The following is a 13,678-nucleotide window of genomic DNA, read 5'->3' as shown; positions in this document are numbered from 1 at the left end:
AGGGTTTCACGGACTCAAGGTTAAAAATTCTCCATTCACAGAGCGTAGGTGCTGTAAACCTTTCCCAGTAACACTTTCAATCTTGAGAACCAACTGTTTTTTAGCAGAACTTTGTACTCTCCAGTTATTGAAAAATTAAAATGGTGAAAAATATATAATATAATTAGAACTGAGAAGTTGTAAAATTCAGACTTATAATATGACTAATATCTGGATTTTTCAATGATCAATATCAAATAACAGCTTTTGAACTCCTCAGAAAAAAACACCCCCACCATCAAGGAAGAAAACAAATATGTCCAGATACGATTCCCATCTTAAATGCTCATTTTGTGGCAAGTCCCAAGATCAAGTTCGTAAGTTAATAGCAGGTCCTGGGGTTTATATTTGCGATGAATGTGTAGAACTCTGTAACGAAATATTAGAAGAAGAAATTTTTAACTCTAGAAAAGATGATACTTCAGCTAGTGAAATCGGAGCGCAATTAGCAAATAATAATTATTCAGGTAAGAGTAAAGCTTCCTTAGAAGCAGTTCCAAAACCTACAGAAATTAATCAATACTTGGATCATCATGTAATTGGACAATACCAAGCAAAAAAAGTACTGTCAGTAGCAGTATATAATCACTACAAACGTCTGAGTTGTCAAACAAATCATAATTCCGACAACAGCCTTGACCCAGATGTGGAATTACAAAAATCAAATATCCTATTAATTGGCCCAACTGGTTGTGGAAAGACTCTGTTAGCCCAAACTCTAGCAGAATTACTAGATGTGCCATTTGCTGTAGCAGATGCAACGACCCTGACCGAAGCTGGTTATGTAGGGGATGATGTAGAGAATGTGTTATTAAGGTTATTGCAAGTAGCAGACTTTGATATAGAAGCTGCCCAGAGAGGAATTATATATATAGACGAAATAGATAAAATTGCTCGTAAAAGTGAAAATACTTCCATTACAAGAGATGTATCTGGAGAAGGAGTACAACAAGCTCTATTAAAAATCTTGGAGGGGACAATAGTTAATGTCCCACCACAAGGAGGGCGTAAACATCCCTATCAAGATTTTATTCAGCTTGATACCAATTCAATTTTGTTTATTTGTGGTGGTGCTTTTGTCGGGTTAGAGAAAATAGTTGAACAACGACAGGGAAAAAAATCATTGGGCTTTATTCAGGCCGAAAATATTAATCAAGATAATATCGCTTTACAGTCAAAAGAAAAACGTCATATTAATGTACTCAAAAGTATAGAACCAGACGACTTAGTTAAGTTTGGTTTGATTCCAGAATTTATTGGACGAATGCCAGTATTAACAGTAATTGACCCATTAGATGAAACGGCATTAATGAAAATATTAACAGAACCACAAAATGCTTTAGTTAAACAGTATCAAAAATTATTAAAGATGGATAATGTTAAGTTAGAATTTCAAAAAGAAGCTCTCAGGGCGATCGCTAAAGAAGCATATAGACGTAAAACAGGAGCTAGAGCATTGCGAGGTATTTTAGAAGAGTTAATGTTAGAGGTAATGTATGAGTTACCATCCCGTAAAGATGTCACCCGTTGCATTATCACTGAAGAAATGGTAGAAAAACGATCTACTGCTGAATTGTTATGGCATCCAACTTGGCATAAACAGCATGAGTCTGCTTAAAAATTATCAAATCAAGATTTGACCTTTAGATGTAATATCTTGGATTTGTAGTGAGGCGAAATAAAATATAGTAGAAAAATCTGCTTGATTCTCAACCATAAGTATACAAATCTATTTTGAGCAAAACTTTCTTTAATTTTTGCTATTGCTACATCGAGCTTGTGATATAATAGAATATGTTATCGGTTTCGAGGATCTGTTTAAGTTCGATGGGCGTTTTCCAGTTTTTCTTTACAGACTTGTCTCCGAGTTCTATTTTGTTTAAATTTTTAACTGATTTGGGAGACAGTCTATGTCAATATATGTGGGTAACTTATCCTACGAAGTCACGCAAGAGGACTTAAACGCAGTATTTGCTGAATATGGACAGGTAACAAGAGTTCACTTACCTATAGACCGTGAAACAGGTCGATTACGTGGTTTTGGATTTGTGGAAATGGTCAATGAGGAGGATGAAGAAAAAGCAATTGAAGCTTTGGATGGAGCAAGTTGGATGGGTCGTGACATGAGAGTTAATAAGGCCAAGCCACGAGAAAATAAGGGTGGTGGTAACTACGGTGGTGGCGATAATCGTAAATTCTCTCGTAACAGATAATAACTTATCAAAAACGTTGCTAGAAAGAATGTCCCCTCAAATAGACATAGGTGTAAAAAAGAATGTAGAAACGTTGAGCACTCAAACAGAAGACAGGGATCGGGGAGAATAGGAAAACTCGATCTAGACCAATAGCAGAGGTTATTTGAACGCTAATAAATGGACTGTATATAACCTCTCTACAAGAGTTGCTAGCATAGAAATATTTAATTTCTGGAAATGTCTAATGTATTGGGTGTAAGCATAAACGTGTTAGAAAAAATAGACCATATCGGGATATATCTGAAAGCAGACTCTAAAGTGGAAGAAAAAAAATCTGTAGACTGATCAAACCAAATATCTTCAATTAAATTACAAAGTTTTGAGCTACAGTTGGTTGTTAAGTATTCAGAAATCCAGAGAAAATAATAGTAAATATCAAAGACTCAGCTAATGATGCTAGAGTCTTTCTTCATATAAAATTTTGCTAATTCAATGATAGGAAATTCCTACCTGCTGAAACCGACTTAATACTTCACCCAAACGCTCACATTCAGCAATTAAACTAACCCTCACATAACCCTCTCCTCCACTACCAAAAGCATTTCCAGGAGTCACCACAACCCCAGTTTTTTGTAATACAGACAAAGCAAAATCAGTAGATCCTACTCCTGGTGGACAAGGCACCCATAAATACATAGTTGCCAGAGTTTTCCGCACATTCCAACCCAACTTTCCTAAACCTTGAATCAGAAAATCTCGACGTTGCCGATAACGCTCTTGAACCTGATGTAAAAATTCATCCGGTAACTGTAAAGCATTTTCAGCAGCGGATTGTAGAGCAGCAAACAACCCATAATCTAAATTAGTTTTCAGAGTACGTAACCCTTGAATAATCCGAGAATTACCAACCACAAAACCTACTCGCCAACCAGCCATATTATAAGTCTTAGACATAGTGTGAAACTCAACACCAATATCTTTTCCCCCAGGAATCTCCAATAAACTTGTAGGCTGATAACCATCAAAAGCTAACTCAGCATAACATAAGTCGTGAACCAGCATAATTTCATACTTTTTAGCAAAAGCGACAATATCCTGGAAAAATTCCCGTGGGGCAGTAGCACCAGTGGGATTACTAGGATAATTAAAATAGAGAATCTTCGCTTGCTCTGCAACACTATCGGGAATATCCCCTAAATCAATAATCCAATCATTTTCTGGTTTCAGTAAAATGCTATGAATCTTACCTCCAGCAATTAAAGGGCCACGGAAATGGGCCGGATATGCAGGATTAGGTGCTAAAACTAAATCTCCTGGATTCACATAAGCCAAAGCTAAGTGAGTTAAACCCTCCTTAGAACCCAAAAGTGGTAAAGCTTCACCATCTGGGTCAAGTTTCACATTATAACGACGGAAATACCAATTAGTAATTGCTTTCCTGAAACTAGCAGTACCTTCAAAGGGTGGATAACCATGGTTAGTTACTTCTTGTAAAGCGGCGATAGCGGCCTCCACCACAGGTTGAGGAGTCGCCCCATCAGGGTTCCCCATTCCCAAGTCAATTAAATCTAGCCCTTGTTCGCGGGCACGAGCTTTTAGTTCATCTAAACGGGCAAAAACATAAGGTGGTAGTGCTTGTACCCTGTTTGCGGGATTAATCCAATCCATATTTATTACAAGTTGAAGCAGAAAATAGGTAGTTCAACAATTAATAATTAATAATTAATAATTAACAATTATCTCTCCTTGAAAAGAAGAGGATTGACTAATAATGAAAATTTTGTCTTCTCTTGGTCGATGGTTGGCCAGCTCAGAGACCTCGCCATACCTCGACCGCTTGTTTCTCCTTTAAAGGAGATGTTTTAAACCTTAATTATTCGGTAAAAGTGAGACTACTTAAAATAAACTATTTTTTTCAAAACATCAGATTTCAATCTTCAGAAATTAGCTGTAGTATCTGCATAGGTATCAATTCGTGACATCTCCCACACGCTCGCTGACGCTATAGTGTGGGCTTCTCGTTTCGTAGTCCCGGTATCCCGTCGGCCTCCACGAGCTTTAAGGACGGAATGCCCTACCGCCCTATTTTTGATATTTATCGCCGCATTTAAGTCGCGGTCTATTACTATGCCACAATGGGAACAAGAATGAGTTCGTATGTTTAATTCTTTAGGGACTTTTTCTTCACAATTTGAGCAATCTTGGCTAGTATTTTTGGGGTTCACAGCTATAATCTTTTGTCGAGCATTTCCGGCTTTGACACTAAATTTTGTTTCTCTGGCTCTTGTGGGACTGTTGTTGAAACCATTGCTGCTACTAATTGCTCGGGAATTACCCTAAATGGTAAGCGATGAATATCAGAATTGCTATGACAAGCAACTTCAGCAGCACCCCATAATTCAGACAAACTGATTTCTCCTAACCCTAAGTCACCCAAGGTTTTTGGTAAACCAATCTCATCATAGAATTTTAACAGTTGCTGTCTAGCAGTCATAGCTAGTTGGTTGCCTTGTAGCATTTCTTCCAACCTTAGTTGGACTAATATACCATAAGCAACTTTTTCTCCATGTAATGTACCATGACTTGCTGACAAATGAGTTAGGCCATTATGAACAGCATGGGCAGCGACAGTCCGACATTGAGCACCGCCAATACCTCCAATTAAACCTGCTAATAAGACTGTGGCATCAACAACTTCTTGCCAGGTTTCTCCACCAGGTTCTTGTAAAGCTACTGTTGATTTTTGGAAGAGAATATCTCGCAAAACTCTTGCTTGTTGGACAGCAGCAACTATCATTGTTTGTTCTGAATGGCCACTACTAACTGAGGCTTCGTACCATTTGGCGATCGCATCCCCAATACCAGCTACTAAGATACGGGCAGGCCCAGTTTTGATTAAACTATAATCCAGAATTAGCAGGTCTGGACATTTAGCTAGACTAACATCGTACAAGAAAGCGCCTTGGTCTGAGTAGATGTTTGATAATGCAGTCCAAGCTGCACAAGTGCCTGCTGAGGTGGGAATGGTGACTATGGGTAAGTGACTTTGGTGGGCTAAGAGTTTGGCTGTGTCGAGAGCTTTGCCACCACCAACACCAATTATCAGGTCTGCTTTTTGAGTTGTGACGATTTGGCGAAGATTAGCTAGGCTAGCTTCACTACAGTCCGACCCGTAGTTGGCCTGAGTAAATTTTAAATGATGATTTTGTAGTAAAGGCCCAAGGTGTGGTTGAATGATATTCAAGGAGCGATCGCCTCCTACAATTAAGGGATTATTGCCAAGAAGGGCGATCGCTTCTCCTGATTTGGCCAGAGCATTTTTTCCCCGAATAATTTGAGTTGGCGCAATATTTAGGGATAATATAGTTGTTGCTGGTTGGCAGGTATTGGTCTGTTTAATCATGGCGACAAAGGCTAGATTAGAGTCAATTTTATTGAGTATAGGCAAATATTGTTATACTTGCCAGGCTTTCCTGAAAATTTTTAATTTTTTTTTGAATTTATTAAGTTTTATACTAAAGATTGATTATTAATTTTTTTACTGGCTACTGCTAGAGGAATATAATTGAGTATATTATAAATATATGGTGTTTACACATTAATTGTGAAACTAAAAAGTTTTCTGTACTTTTTTCTACTCCATCAAGTATTTAATTATCTAGATAAAATATCAATCTCAGAATGATTTTTTAACTCTTAAAAAACTAACGGCAATTGATGCATTTAGCTATATCTTATATCTATATAAAACCGAAATTAATACAATTAAAACGGCAATTTTAAACCAAGCTGATAGCTAGTTAAAATAATATTTTTTTGACTTATGTAATAATTTTATTCACTCAAACTAAATATTATGTCTATAGTAATAAATATTTTTTCAAGAGGGTTAAAATTTGATAATTTTTTATACTTAACAAGTATTTATTATCCTCTAATTAATGTTTCTTCAGGTATAAAAGTTTAAGCCAGGAGTAGGTACAGTCAAATTTATTAAAATCTCTAACAGTCATAGTATCAGACAAGACTAAGTCTTTGCACAATTAAATTGGGGAGCAAAAACAATGAAAGGTTCATTTGCGCAATACGCTCAAGAAAGCAGCACAGAGATAATACTTTATTATATCAATGGTAATTCAGAGACCTTTAGTTTACCAATCAATTCTCAACAGTTTCAAACTATATTACCACAGTTACTCCAACAACCTTGGATAACTTTTCACTTAATAGATCAAACAGTTTGTATTTCTACAGAAAAAGTGATGAAAATTGAAATAAAACCACCAATAAATCAAATGCAGGGAGAAGGCATCTTTGCCAATTCTCAGAGAATCACCCCTTTACAACGTAATGCTACCAGATAACAAATAATTGAATTTAATAATTTTTTTATAGTAATCATAGAAATGAACAGTGAGCAAATAAAATCAAATGGGAGATTGAATTTATGGTATCAATTAGCAATTTAGAAAAAACTGGTAAATGATTTATTTGAGTTCAGATGACTTTCCCTAGTGATATGAGACAATAAAATAAAATCGGCTTGATTATGCAAAGCCAATTAATTTTTTTAAATCATATCATAGAGAATGTTAAGATAGAATAGGTAATAAAAAAATGCAGTACTCGAAAAAACGTATAAATTCAGATACTCAAAATAGTAAACAAGACCAAGGTGTGCCCAATAGAATTGTTAGTCTAAGTCGCGGTATTAAGATTCACTGATTAGGTACAATTGGATTTGTACTTCTAGATGCAATTCTTGTATATATTGCTTGGACAAGTGCTTACTCAGTTAGCTCAGAGCTAGTCAGAATTTATGCTAATTAACCAACATTTTTGTTGCCAATTTTATTAATTACTCTAAGTAATATAGCTACTGCTAGTTTGTATGGCGATAGCGAAAGTCATCGTCAGCTTTTTAGCTTATTAAAAAGTCTGACATTTGCTCAAGTAATTTTACTATTACTGGCTTTTTTATACCAACCAGAATCAATCTACTTGAAGTTACAATTATTTAGTAAAAATAGTTAGTAATACTGCTCCTAACAAATACTGATTTGCTTGTAAATTTAATCCAACCTCTTTACCTAATTGTTCGCGAGCTGTTGGACTGTAAAGCTTAATTCCACCAGGAGAAATACTCAAAAACTGAAATTCATCTTGCCACTTAAAATAGGAATCAACTAAGTAAAAATATCCTCCTGGGCGTAAAACTCGACTCACTTCATTAAAAACTTGTTGAGGATGAGGATAATGTAAAAAACTAATTGTATTAAAAACAGCATCAAATTCTTCATCGGCAAAAGACATTTCTTCAGCATTTCCTAGTAAAAAAGTTAAACTTTCTTGATGACGATTACGACTATTAGCTTGATTAACCATTTCGGGAGATAAATCTAAACCAGTACCTTGAAGATCGGGAAAATTAACAGCAAGACGATGCAGAAGTTTTCCAGTACCACAACCTAAATCTAGTACATTTGATGGACTTGGCAGATTTACATATTCCAGTAATCTTTGATGTACCGCTTGATAAACTACAGATGGAAATAACCAATCATAATTAGGTGCCCAAAGATCGAAAAATTTTTGTTTAGAGGAAATATTATTTGTCATATAGCAGTTATGTTTGAGTTCATAGGAAAATAAAATTATCTCGTTCCATACAAGCGATCGCCCGCATCTCCTAATCCTGGAATAATATAACCGTGTTCGTCTAATTTTTCATCAATAGCAGCAGTATATAAGGGTATCTCTGGGTGATATTTATGGAAATGTTCAATTCCCTCTGGTGCTGCCAATAAACACAGAAATCGAATTGATTCTGGGTTAGATTCTTTAATCCGATCGACTGCTGCTACTGCTGAATTTCCAGTTGCCAACATGGGGTCAACTATTAACACATCTCGCTGCTCAATATCATGGGGGACTTTAAAATAATATTCTACAGCAACTAAAGTACTAGGGTCACGATACAAACCAATATGTCCCACTCTTGCTGTAGGTATTAACTCTAAAATCCCATCAAGAAGTCCTTGACCTGCTCGCATAATGGAAACAATCACCATTTTTTTTTCAGCAGCTAACATCGGTGCTTCCATCAACTTCATTGGTGTCTGAATTTGTTGATATTTTATTGGTAAATCGCGAGTTACTTCATAAGCTAATAACATTCCTATTTCTTTGAGCAGTTGGCGAAATTGAGCAGTGGTAGTTTCTACTTGACGTAATAATGTCAATTTATGCTGAACTAATGGATGATTAATGATAGTAGTTTTTGTCATTTTATGACCTAGTTTAATTCATCAAATTATACAGAAAGTTCCCTCGTATATAAAGTACAGATATTATTGAAGAAGGAGACAGGAGACAGGAGACAGGAGACAGGAGGAAAATTACATGGGGATTCGCTCCCCCAAGTAATGCGTGAACACCCCCGTTGACGGTGGGGTCTTAAACCCACAAAGAAAATGATAATTAAATGTTCCCTGTGTGGGCATTTTTCCCGCTATGGGTGTATCTCACGACTGGTGGAATATGCTGTATATAATTACCGATTTATGTAATACCAAGTATGATAATTTTTTGCTAAAAATATCTGTTGCCTGTTGCTTATAACCATAGTAGTCTTTTCAACAATTAATAATTAATAATTACCTCTTCTTTTCAAGGAGAGGATTGACTAATCATGAAAATTTTTCTTCTCTTGGTCGATTGGATATGGCGAGGAGACCCGTTCTTACAGACCCGCTCCGAAGATCGCCATCCCACCCTACGGGAAGCTACGCTAACGACCGCTTATTATCCCCTTAAAAGGGGAGGCGCATACCCACAATTTTTCGGTAATATGAAATACAAAAAATTGTACAAATATACGACTCTCCCTATCTCCCTATCTCCCCATCAATCTTTGGTAGCAAACATTAACGTATTTCATATAACATTCTTTTTTTCACACTGGTATAATACCAATTACCATGCATTAATGCTTAACTTAGGTATCAATTCAATTATTAGGTAATTAACACAAACAGAATTACCTTTTTGATAATTAGCACCCTAGGAGTGCATTAATTATTCTTATGTTTATTTCTTTGTACTGACCCATGCAACGTCCCTAGCTATTCCTCTGTTCAATAAAATGTAGAAAAGTTTTTGATCGATGGCATAAGTGGGTATAAATAAACCTGAAAACGAAGAATATAAAAATGAAGTATGAAGGCAATTTTCAAGATATTTTTACTGTTTTGAATATCCATCGCAATTTAATATTTACAGAGAATTAAATCCACCTAATTAATGAATCAAAAATCAGGGTAACTGACATAGAAATTTAACCCCTACCCAATTGATGCACTGTAGGTGAGGTGTAGGGTATCAAACAATGTAGTGAAAGAAGTAATATCATATCCAGATAAGAGCGTTACCAAAAAACTTTCTCATACCTTTTTCTTCAAACTCCCTATTCCTCCTTCCTGACTCCTGAGTTCTGACTCCTCTACTTATAAATATTCAACCGGACATCATATAAGTAGACAACAGCAACTATATAATGGATAATTTTTATACTTTTACAGGACTAATATCATGTCCGGTAGCATCGGTATTGTCAGCGTGAAGGTAAGAAAGCAAGGAAGAAGGAGGAAGGTTTTAGTTATCTAGGAGAGAGGAAAGAAGGCTTAAAAGCTTGAAAAAACGTAAATTTCCTGTAGATATTCACCCTTGGTTTTACACAAACGATAAAGTGCGGACATGATATAACCTGATGCCATCTAAATTATTATAAAATAGAGAACTTTAGCTGAACCGTCTCTAGAGCAAATTTAGATAGAATTTACGATAGTAACGAGGTACATTTTTTTGACTTTATTAAATTCTCGAAAAATCAAAATAAAGTATATACTTCACCACATTAAAAAATCATCTAAATTACCAAATGTATTAACTAAATGAGTTATATACTAATGCTTCCTTTGCTCTAGTAATTTCAATAGTAACTTTGCCACTAAAATCTGGTATTGGAGCTGCTAACTTAGTTAAACTAACCTTGACATTTTGTACTAATGGTTCTTGCAAAATAGCCGTAGCTATAGTATCAGCTGCTTTTTCTAACAAAGCAAACTTAGAATTTTTCACAAGTTGTTGGACAGTATTAACTATGCTGCCGTAATCTACGGTATCTTCTAAAGCATCGCTTTTACTTGCAGCATTCAAATCTAACCCTAGAATTAAATCTACTTCAAACCATTGTCCCAATACTTTTTCTTCTGGAAAAAACCCAATGTACCCGTAGCAGCGAATTCCAGTAATTGAGATTGAGTCCATAATTACTAATTAAAAAACTGTTCCATCACTCTTGATTTTAATCGGAGGCGCACCATCCTTTCTTAATTCTTTTGCTATTTTTCGCCCTGCTGCCCATGTACCTCCCTGTAAGACCTTTACCAGTGGTAATTCTGAGGTATTTAAGTTAAGTTTTTCTTGAATTACTTGAGCAACTTTGTCTAAAAGACTAATAGTTAATGCTCTCCATTCTACAATAATTTCTGAACCTGGTAAATGTTGTTGTTGTAGAATCAAAGGATTTTTGATTTTTATTAGTTCCATATCTATAAATAAGCCACCATTCCGATATTCTGCTAATCCAGTTAAATCATCTAATCCAATTATTTTTAAACCCAATTCTTGTAATGGTTCGAGCAATGAATATGTTAACCATTGAGATAATTTATGAAAAGGTATATATTCATCCCCCAAGCGATCGCTTTTGAGCAGAGAATGAGGCCAAACATCTCCTAAATTAATACCTGAAATAGTACTGCGCCCTGGCCAAATATCTCCCAATCCCTCCAATACAGCATTTAATACTGAAGTAGCTTTAATTGCTTCTTTATTGGCCTGATTTTGCAACAAATAATCAACCATATTTCCTGGACGTGGACTATCAATGCCAAATAACTGAGAATCTTGATTTAAAACTTGCCCCAAGCGTTGCAGCAATTCCAGACGACCTTCAAGACCCACCAAGGGATTTTCTGGACTAACTTGGAATCCTTGAGTTAAAGTCTGGACATCAATTTGTGAAAGTCCTCTAGTATCTGCTTGCCAGGGAAAATCGGGATTACTAGAAAAAAAACCTTGACAAAATAGTCGGAAACTGCAAACTGCCAAACCTTCCGAACGACTAAATATTAAGCCAGTTTCAGGTTCAGTGTATTGCCAGTTTGCACCCGCACCCGCATCTAGTAGTACACTAATAATGGCTAAATCAAATTTTACCTTGGCTTTTTCTACAGGTGTGAGTCCTGCCAACATTTGGTCAAGTTCAGCTAGGCGAGGCACATCTCCTACTTGGAAATGTCGCCAACGACTATGTAAGGGTATATTTAATTTGGGATACTGAGCATAAATAATATTAATGACATAATTAGCGCATTTATCTAGTTGAGTTAAATCGACTTGAAAATTATTGAGTTGGTCTTGACAAGCAAGATTAAAGATGCTAAAACACCTTTCTCGAATGGCCTGGGCAGTTCTTAGGTATGTAATAACTTCTGGAATTTTTTTATTCATTAAAAGTCAGAGTTAAGAAATATAATATAAATAGTAAGCTAGAAAAAAATTATCACCGAAAAATTGGGTCTGAAGCCTCCCCCTTCTAGTCGGAAGTAATAACTATAACTGGCTGCACTCTACAAACAGCATCCCGATTCGTCGCCATAAATTAAGTCAATCTCTCTGGCCACCGTCGCGAGTTCTAGAATTTCCAGGTCATTCTGCTTGACAGAGAGCTTGTGTAGATTTTGCCGTTGTTGATGGCTCACTCGTGTAAACTTCCAAATCACCCTCTTTTTTTGAGCAACTGACGTACATACTCAGGACTCAAGTTCATTTGCTGTTCTCGGCGTAGTTTTTCAGCTAGTTGCAGACTGTTGTAAGTTCTTGGGTCTTTTGTCAGATAGGAAACTTTGATAGTTTCTTGTTGACTTTCTTAAATTTAATTCAGCAAAAAATTAGAGCAAATATTCCGCCAGTTAATGTCTAATCAAATTGACTTCAGCCAATCAGAAAAACAAGAGAATAATGTAGCTGTTGCTCTTGGTAGTAATCTTGGTGATTCTTTAAGTATTCTAGAAAATGCAATCCAAATTTTATCCAAAACTCCAGGTATTACCTTAAATACTTATTCTAGCTGGTATCTGACTAAACCTATCGGTCCAAAACAACCAGATTATCTGAATGGTTGTGCATTATTAAAAGTAGAATTAACTCCTCAAAAATTGTTAGAAATTATTTTGGATATAGAAAAACAATTTAAGCGAGTACGTTTAGTACATTGGGGACCTAGAACTCTAGACCTAGACTTAATCTTATATGATGATTTAATATTAGATATTCCCAACCTGCAAATACCCCATCCTCGGATGAGAGAAAGAGCTTTTGTTCTCGTACCCCTAGCAGAAATAGCTCCTGATTGGATTGACCCAGTATCAGGAAAAGCGATCGCTCAACTTCTAGAAGAGGTAGAATGTTCAGGAGTATCTAAACTTTAAACTGGCAAGTTAAAATAGCAATTCTACTAGCGCGTCTAGATTAAAATTGTGGGTAAAGATGATGTAGTTTTATCCTAGTATCAGCAGTAGAAAAGCGCCAATGAACCTTAGCTTGAGAAGCATTGCGTTCATCCTGCCATGCCCGAAGTTCTTGCTCTAGTATGGGATTTGCTGACGCAACGCTACCGCGAACGCTCCGAATCCGACGCTCAAGACATTGTTGATTAAGTACGCTTCTATTTCTACGATATTTAGCCAACTACCATTGCGTGGGGGATGGTGAATTTCAAGGTACCGAGCTAATTGATCAGCTTCTGATACCGGAAACGCTTGATACAAAGAAGCAATATGATGAGTGTGAAGATTGTCACAAACTAACTTGACCTTGCGTGCATTTGGATAGTCCACTAATAGTAGATGACGTATCTCTTCTGTCCACTTAATACTAGTCCGATGTTCATAGCTTTTAACTCGTCGCCAACCGCGAATCGGGTCTACAAATAGAAATATAGCTCTAGTGCAGGATGGCAGAAATAACTAACCAGTTACAAAATCCTAAAAGCCTTACCAATCAATACTTTTAACTGTCTTGAGTGTGTCTTACATTCTGAGGGGACCTCAGAATTACACACTCGCTTTTGAATGCATTACTTTTGACTTCCGCGTAGCGGCACTAGTATCATTGTGTTCATAGTAATAATCCTATGAACGCATCGTGACCTAGTTGAATAGGAATTAATTGTTTAACATCCCCTTTTAATTCCAAGACTGCTTCATCCATACAAATTAATGGTTGATCATCAGAGTGTTCAGCTATGTAGAAATCTAGAAGTACTTCCATTTGAGCTACAAAGCGGGCGCTGTCTTTTCCCGGGATGCAATATCGTT

General features: G+C 36.2%; 14 protein-coding genes and 1 pseudogene. 5 read left to right on the top strand and 10 right to left on the bottom strand.

Features of this window, described 5'->3' with window-relative positions:
* Positions 1 to 295 precede the first annotated feature (295 nt).
* Entirely contained in the window at positions 296 to 1,657 is a 1,362-nt protein-coding gene (clpX, locus tag F6K06_RS22900) for an ATP-dependent protease ATP-binding subunit ClpX (RefSeq protein WP_124147487.1), read from the top strand.
* A gap of 292 nt (positions 1,658 to 1,949) precedes the next feature.
* Positions 1,950 to 2,252: an RNA-binding protein gene (locus F6K06_RS22895; RefSeq protein WP_124147488.1), complete on the top strand. Its 303-nt coding sequence runs from the start codon at positions 1,950 to 1,952 to the stop codon at positions 2,250 to 2,252.
* A 471-nt stretch (positions 2,253 to 2,723) separates the two neighbouring features.
* Here the strand turns inward: F6K06_RS22895 and F6K06_RS22890 are convergent, their stop codons facing one another.
* The 3 genes from F6K06_RS22890 to F6K06_RS22880 form a co-directional block, all read right to left on the bottom strand.
* Positions 2,724 to 3,908 carry an aspartate aminotransferase gene (locus F6K06_RS22890; RefSeq protein ID WP_287240104.1) on the bottom strand — a complete coding sequence of 395 codons (1,185 nt, stop codon included), beginning with the start codon at positions 3,906 to 3,908 and terminating at the stop codon, positions 2,724 to 2,726.
* 263 nt (positions 3,909 to 4,171) lie between these two features.
* Positions 4,172 to 4,459 (bottom strand): zinc ribbon domain-containing protein, encoded by a 288-nt coding sequence (locus F6K06_RS22885; protein ID WP_338043242.1) that lies wholly within the window; start codon positions 4,457 to 4,459, stop codon positions 4,172 to 4,174.
* A 2-nt stretch (positions 4,460 to 4,461) separates the two neighbouring features.
* Positions 4,462 to 5,637 (bottom strand): iron-containing alcohol dehydrogenase family protein, encoded by a 1,176-nt coding sequence (locus tag F6K06_RS22880; RefSeq protein WP_192901187.1) that lies wholly within the window; start codon positions 5,635 to 5,637, stop codon positions 4,462 to 4,464.
* Between the two features lie 661 nt (positions 5,638 to 6,298).
* Between F6K06_RS22880 and F6K06_RS22875 the strand changes: the two genes are divergently transcribed.
* Both F6K06_RS22875 and F6K06_RS22870 read left to right on the top strand, forming a co-directional pair.
* The gene (locus F6K06_RS22875) at positions 6,299 to 6,598 is read left to right on the top strand and encodes a hypothetical protein (RefSeq protein ID WP_124146878.1); all 300 of its coding nucleotides are present in this window, start codon (positions 6,299 to 6,301) and stop codon (positions 6,596 to 6,598) included.
* A 478-nt stretch (positions 6,599 to 7,076) separates the two neighbouring features.
* Positions 7,077 to 7,268, top strand: a complete 192-nt coding sequence (locus F6K06_RS22870) for a hypothetical protein (protein WP_124146879.1) — start codon at positions 7,077 to 7,079, stop codon at positions 7,266 to 7,268.
* Here the strand turns inward: F6K06_RS22870 and F6K06_RS22865 are convergent.
* From F6K06_RS22865 to F6K06_RS22850, 4 genes are all read right to left on the bottom strand, one after another.
* Positions 7,248 to 7,853: a class I SAM-dependent methyltransferase gene (locus tag F6K06_RS22865; RefSeq protein ID WP_124146880.1), complete on the bottom strand. Its 606-nt coding sequence runs from the start codon at positions 7,851 to 7,853 to the stop codon at positions 7,248 to 7,250. The genes F6K06_RS22870 and F6K06_RS22865 overlap by 21 nt on opposite strands.
* A gap of 35 nt (positions 7,854 to 7,888) precedes the next feature.
* Positions 7,889 to 8,521: a uracil phosphoribosyltransferase gene (upp, locus tag F6K06_RS22860; RefSeq protein WP_124146881.1), complete on the bottom strand. Its 633-nt coding sequence runs from the start codon at positions 8,519 to 8,521 to the stop codon at positions 7,889 to 7,891.
* Positions 8,522 to 10,178: 1,657 nt separating this feature from the next.
* A complete protein-coding gene (gene folB / locus F6K06_RS22855; RefSeq protein WP_124146882.1) occupies positions 10,179 to 10,562 on the bottom strand; it encodes a dihydroneopterin aldolase in 384 nt (127 codons plus the stop codon).
* A gap of 9 nt (positions 10,563 to 10,571) precedes the next feature.
* Positions 10,572 to 11,810, bottom strand: a complete 1,239-nt coding sequence (locus F6K06_RS22850; protein WP_124146883.1) for a URC4/urg3 family protein — start codon at positions 11,808 to 11,810, stop codon at positions 10,572 to 10,574.
* Between the two features lie 464 nt (positions 11,811 to 12,274).
* On the opposite strand from F6K06_RS22850, the gene folK reads away from it, so the two are divergent.
* The gene (gene folK / locus F6K06_RS22845) at positions 12,275 to 12,790 is read left to right on the top strand and encodes a 2-amino-4-hydroxy-6-hydroxymethyldihydropteridine diphosphokinase (RefSeq protein WP_124146884.1); all 516 of its coding nucleotides are present in this window, start codon (positions 12,275 to 12,277) and stop codon (positions 12,788 to 12,790) included.
* Positions 12,791 to 12,830: 40 nt separating this feature from the next.
* Here folK and F6K06_RS34635 read toward each other — a convergent pair whose 3' ends face one another.
* The 3 genes and pseudogenes from F6K06_RS34635 to F6K06_RS34625 form a co-directional block, all read right to left on the bottom strand.
* Positions 12,831 to 13,049, bottom strand: coding sequence for a hypothetical protein (locus F6K06_RS34635; protein ID WP_124146885.1), 219 nt, complete (start codon positions 13,047 to 13,049; stop codon positions 12,831 to 12,833).
* 11 nt (positions 13,050 to 13,060) lie between these two features.
* Positions 13,061 to 13,306 (bottom strand): annotated as a pseudogene (locus F6K06_RS34630) (IS630 family transposase); the annotation flags it as partial.
* A 172-nt stretch (positions 13,307 to 13,478) separates the two neighbouring features.
* Complete coding sequence (locus F6K06_RS34625) at positions 13,479 to 13,631, bottom strand: hypothetical protein (RefSeq protein ID WP_161564672.1); 153 nt, start codon at positions 13,629 to 13,631, stop codon at positions 13,479 to 13,481.
* Between the last annotated feature and the right edge of the window lie 47 nt (positions 13,632 to 13,678).

The organism is Okeania sp. SIO1H4, assembly GCF_010672695.1.
GTDB classification, from domain to species: domain Bacteria; phylum Cyanobacteriota; class Cyanobacteriia; order Cyanobacteriales; family Microcoleaceae; genus Okeania; species Okeania hirsuta.
Note: the sequence above shows the minus strand (reverse complement) of the source record. Positions and strands in the feature narration are given on the sequence as shown.

Coding starts and splice junctions, on each gene's coding strand:
- F6K06_RS22850 (WP_124146883.1), bottom strand. CDS start 11,810: ATGAATAAAAAAATTCCAGAAGTTATTACATACCTAAGAACTGCCCAG.
- upp (WP_124146881.1), bottom strand. CDS start 8,521: ATGACAAAAACTACTATCATTAATCATCCATTAGTTCAGCATAAATTG.
- F6K06_RS22875 (WP_124146878.1), top strand. CDS start 6,299: ATGAAAGGTTCATTTGCGCAATACGCTCAAGAAAGCAGCACAGAGATA.
- folB (WP_124146882.1), bottom strand. CDS start 10,562: ATGGACTCAATCTCAATTACTGGAATTCGCTGCTACGGGTACATTGGG.
- clpX (WP_124147487.1), top strand. CDS start 296: ATGTCCAGATACGATTCCCATCTTAAATGCTCATTTTGTGGCAAGTCC.
- F6K06_RS22865 (WP_124146880.1), bottom strand. CDS start 7,853: ATGACAAATAATATTTCCTCTAAACAAAAATTTTTCGATCTTTGGGCA.
- folK (WP_124146884.1), top strand. CDS start 12,275: ATGTCTAATCAAATTGACTTCAGCCAATCAGAAAAACAAGAGAATAAT.
- F6K06_RS22880 (WP_192901187.1), bottom strand. CDS start 5,637: ATGATTAAACAGACCAATACCTGCCAACCAGCAACAACTATATTATCC.
- F6K06_RS22895 (WP_124147488.1), top strand. CDS start 1,950: ATGTCAATATATGTGGGTAACTTATCCTACGAAGTCACGCAAGAGGAC.
- F6K06_RS34625 (WP_161564672.1), bottom strand. CDS start 13,631: ATGGAAGTACTTCTAGATTTCTACATAGCTGAACACTCTGATGATCAA.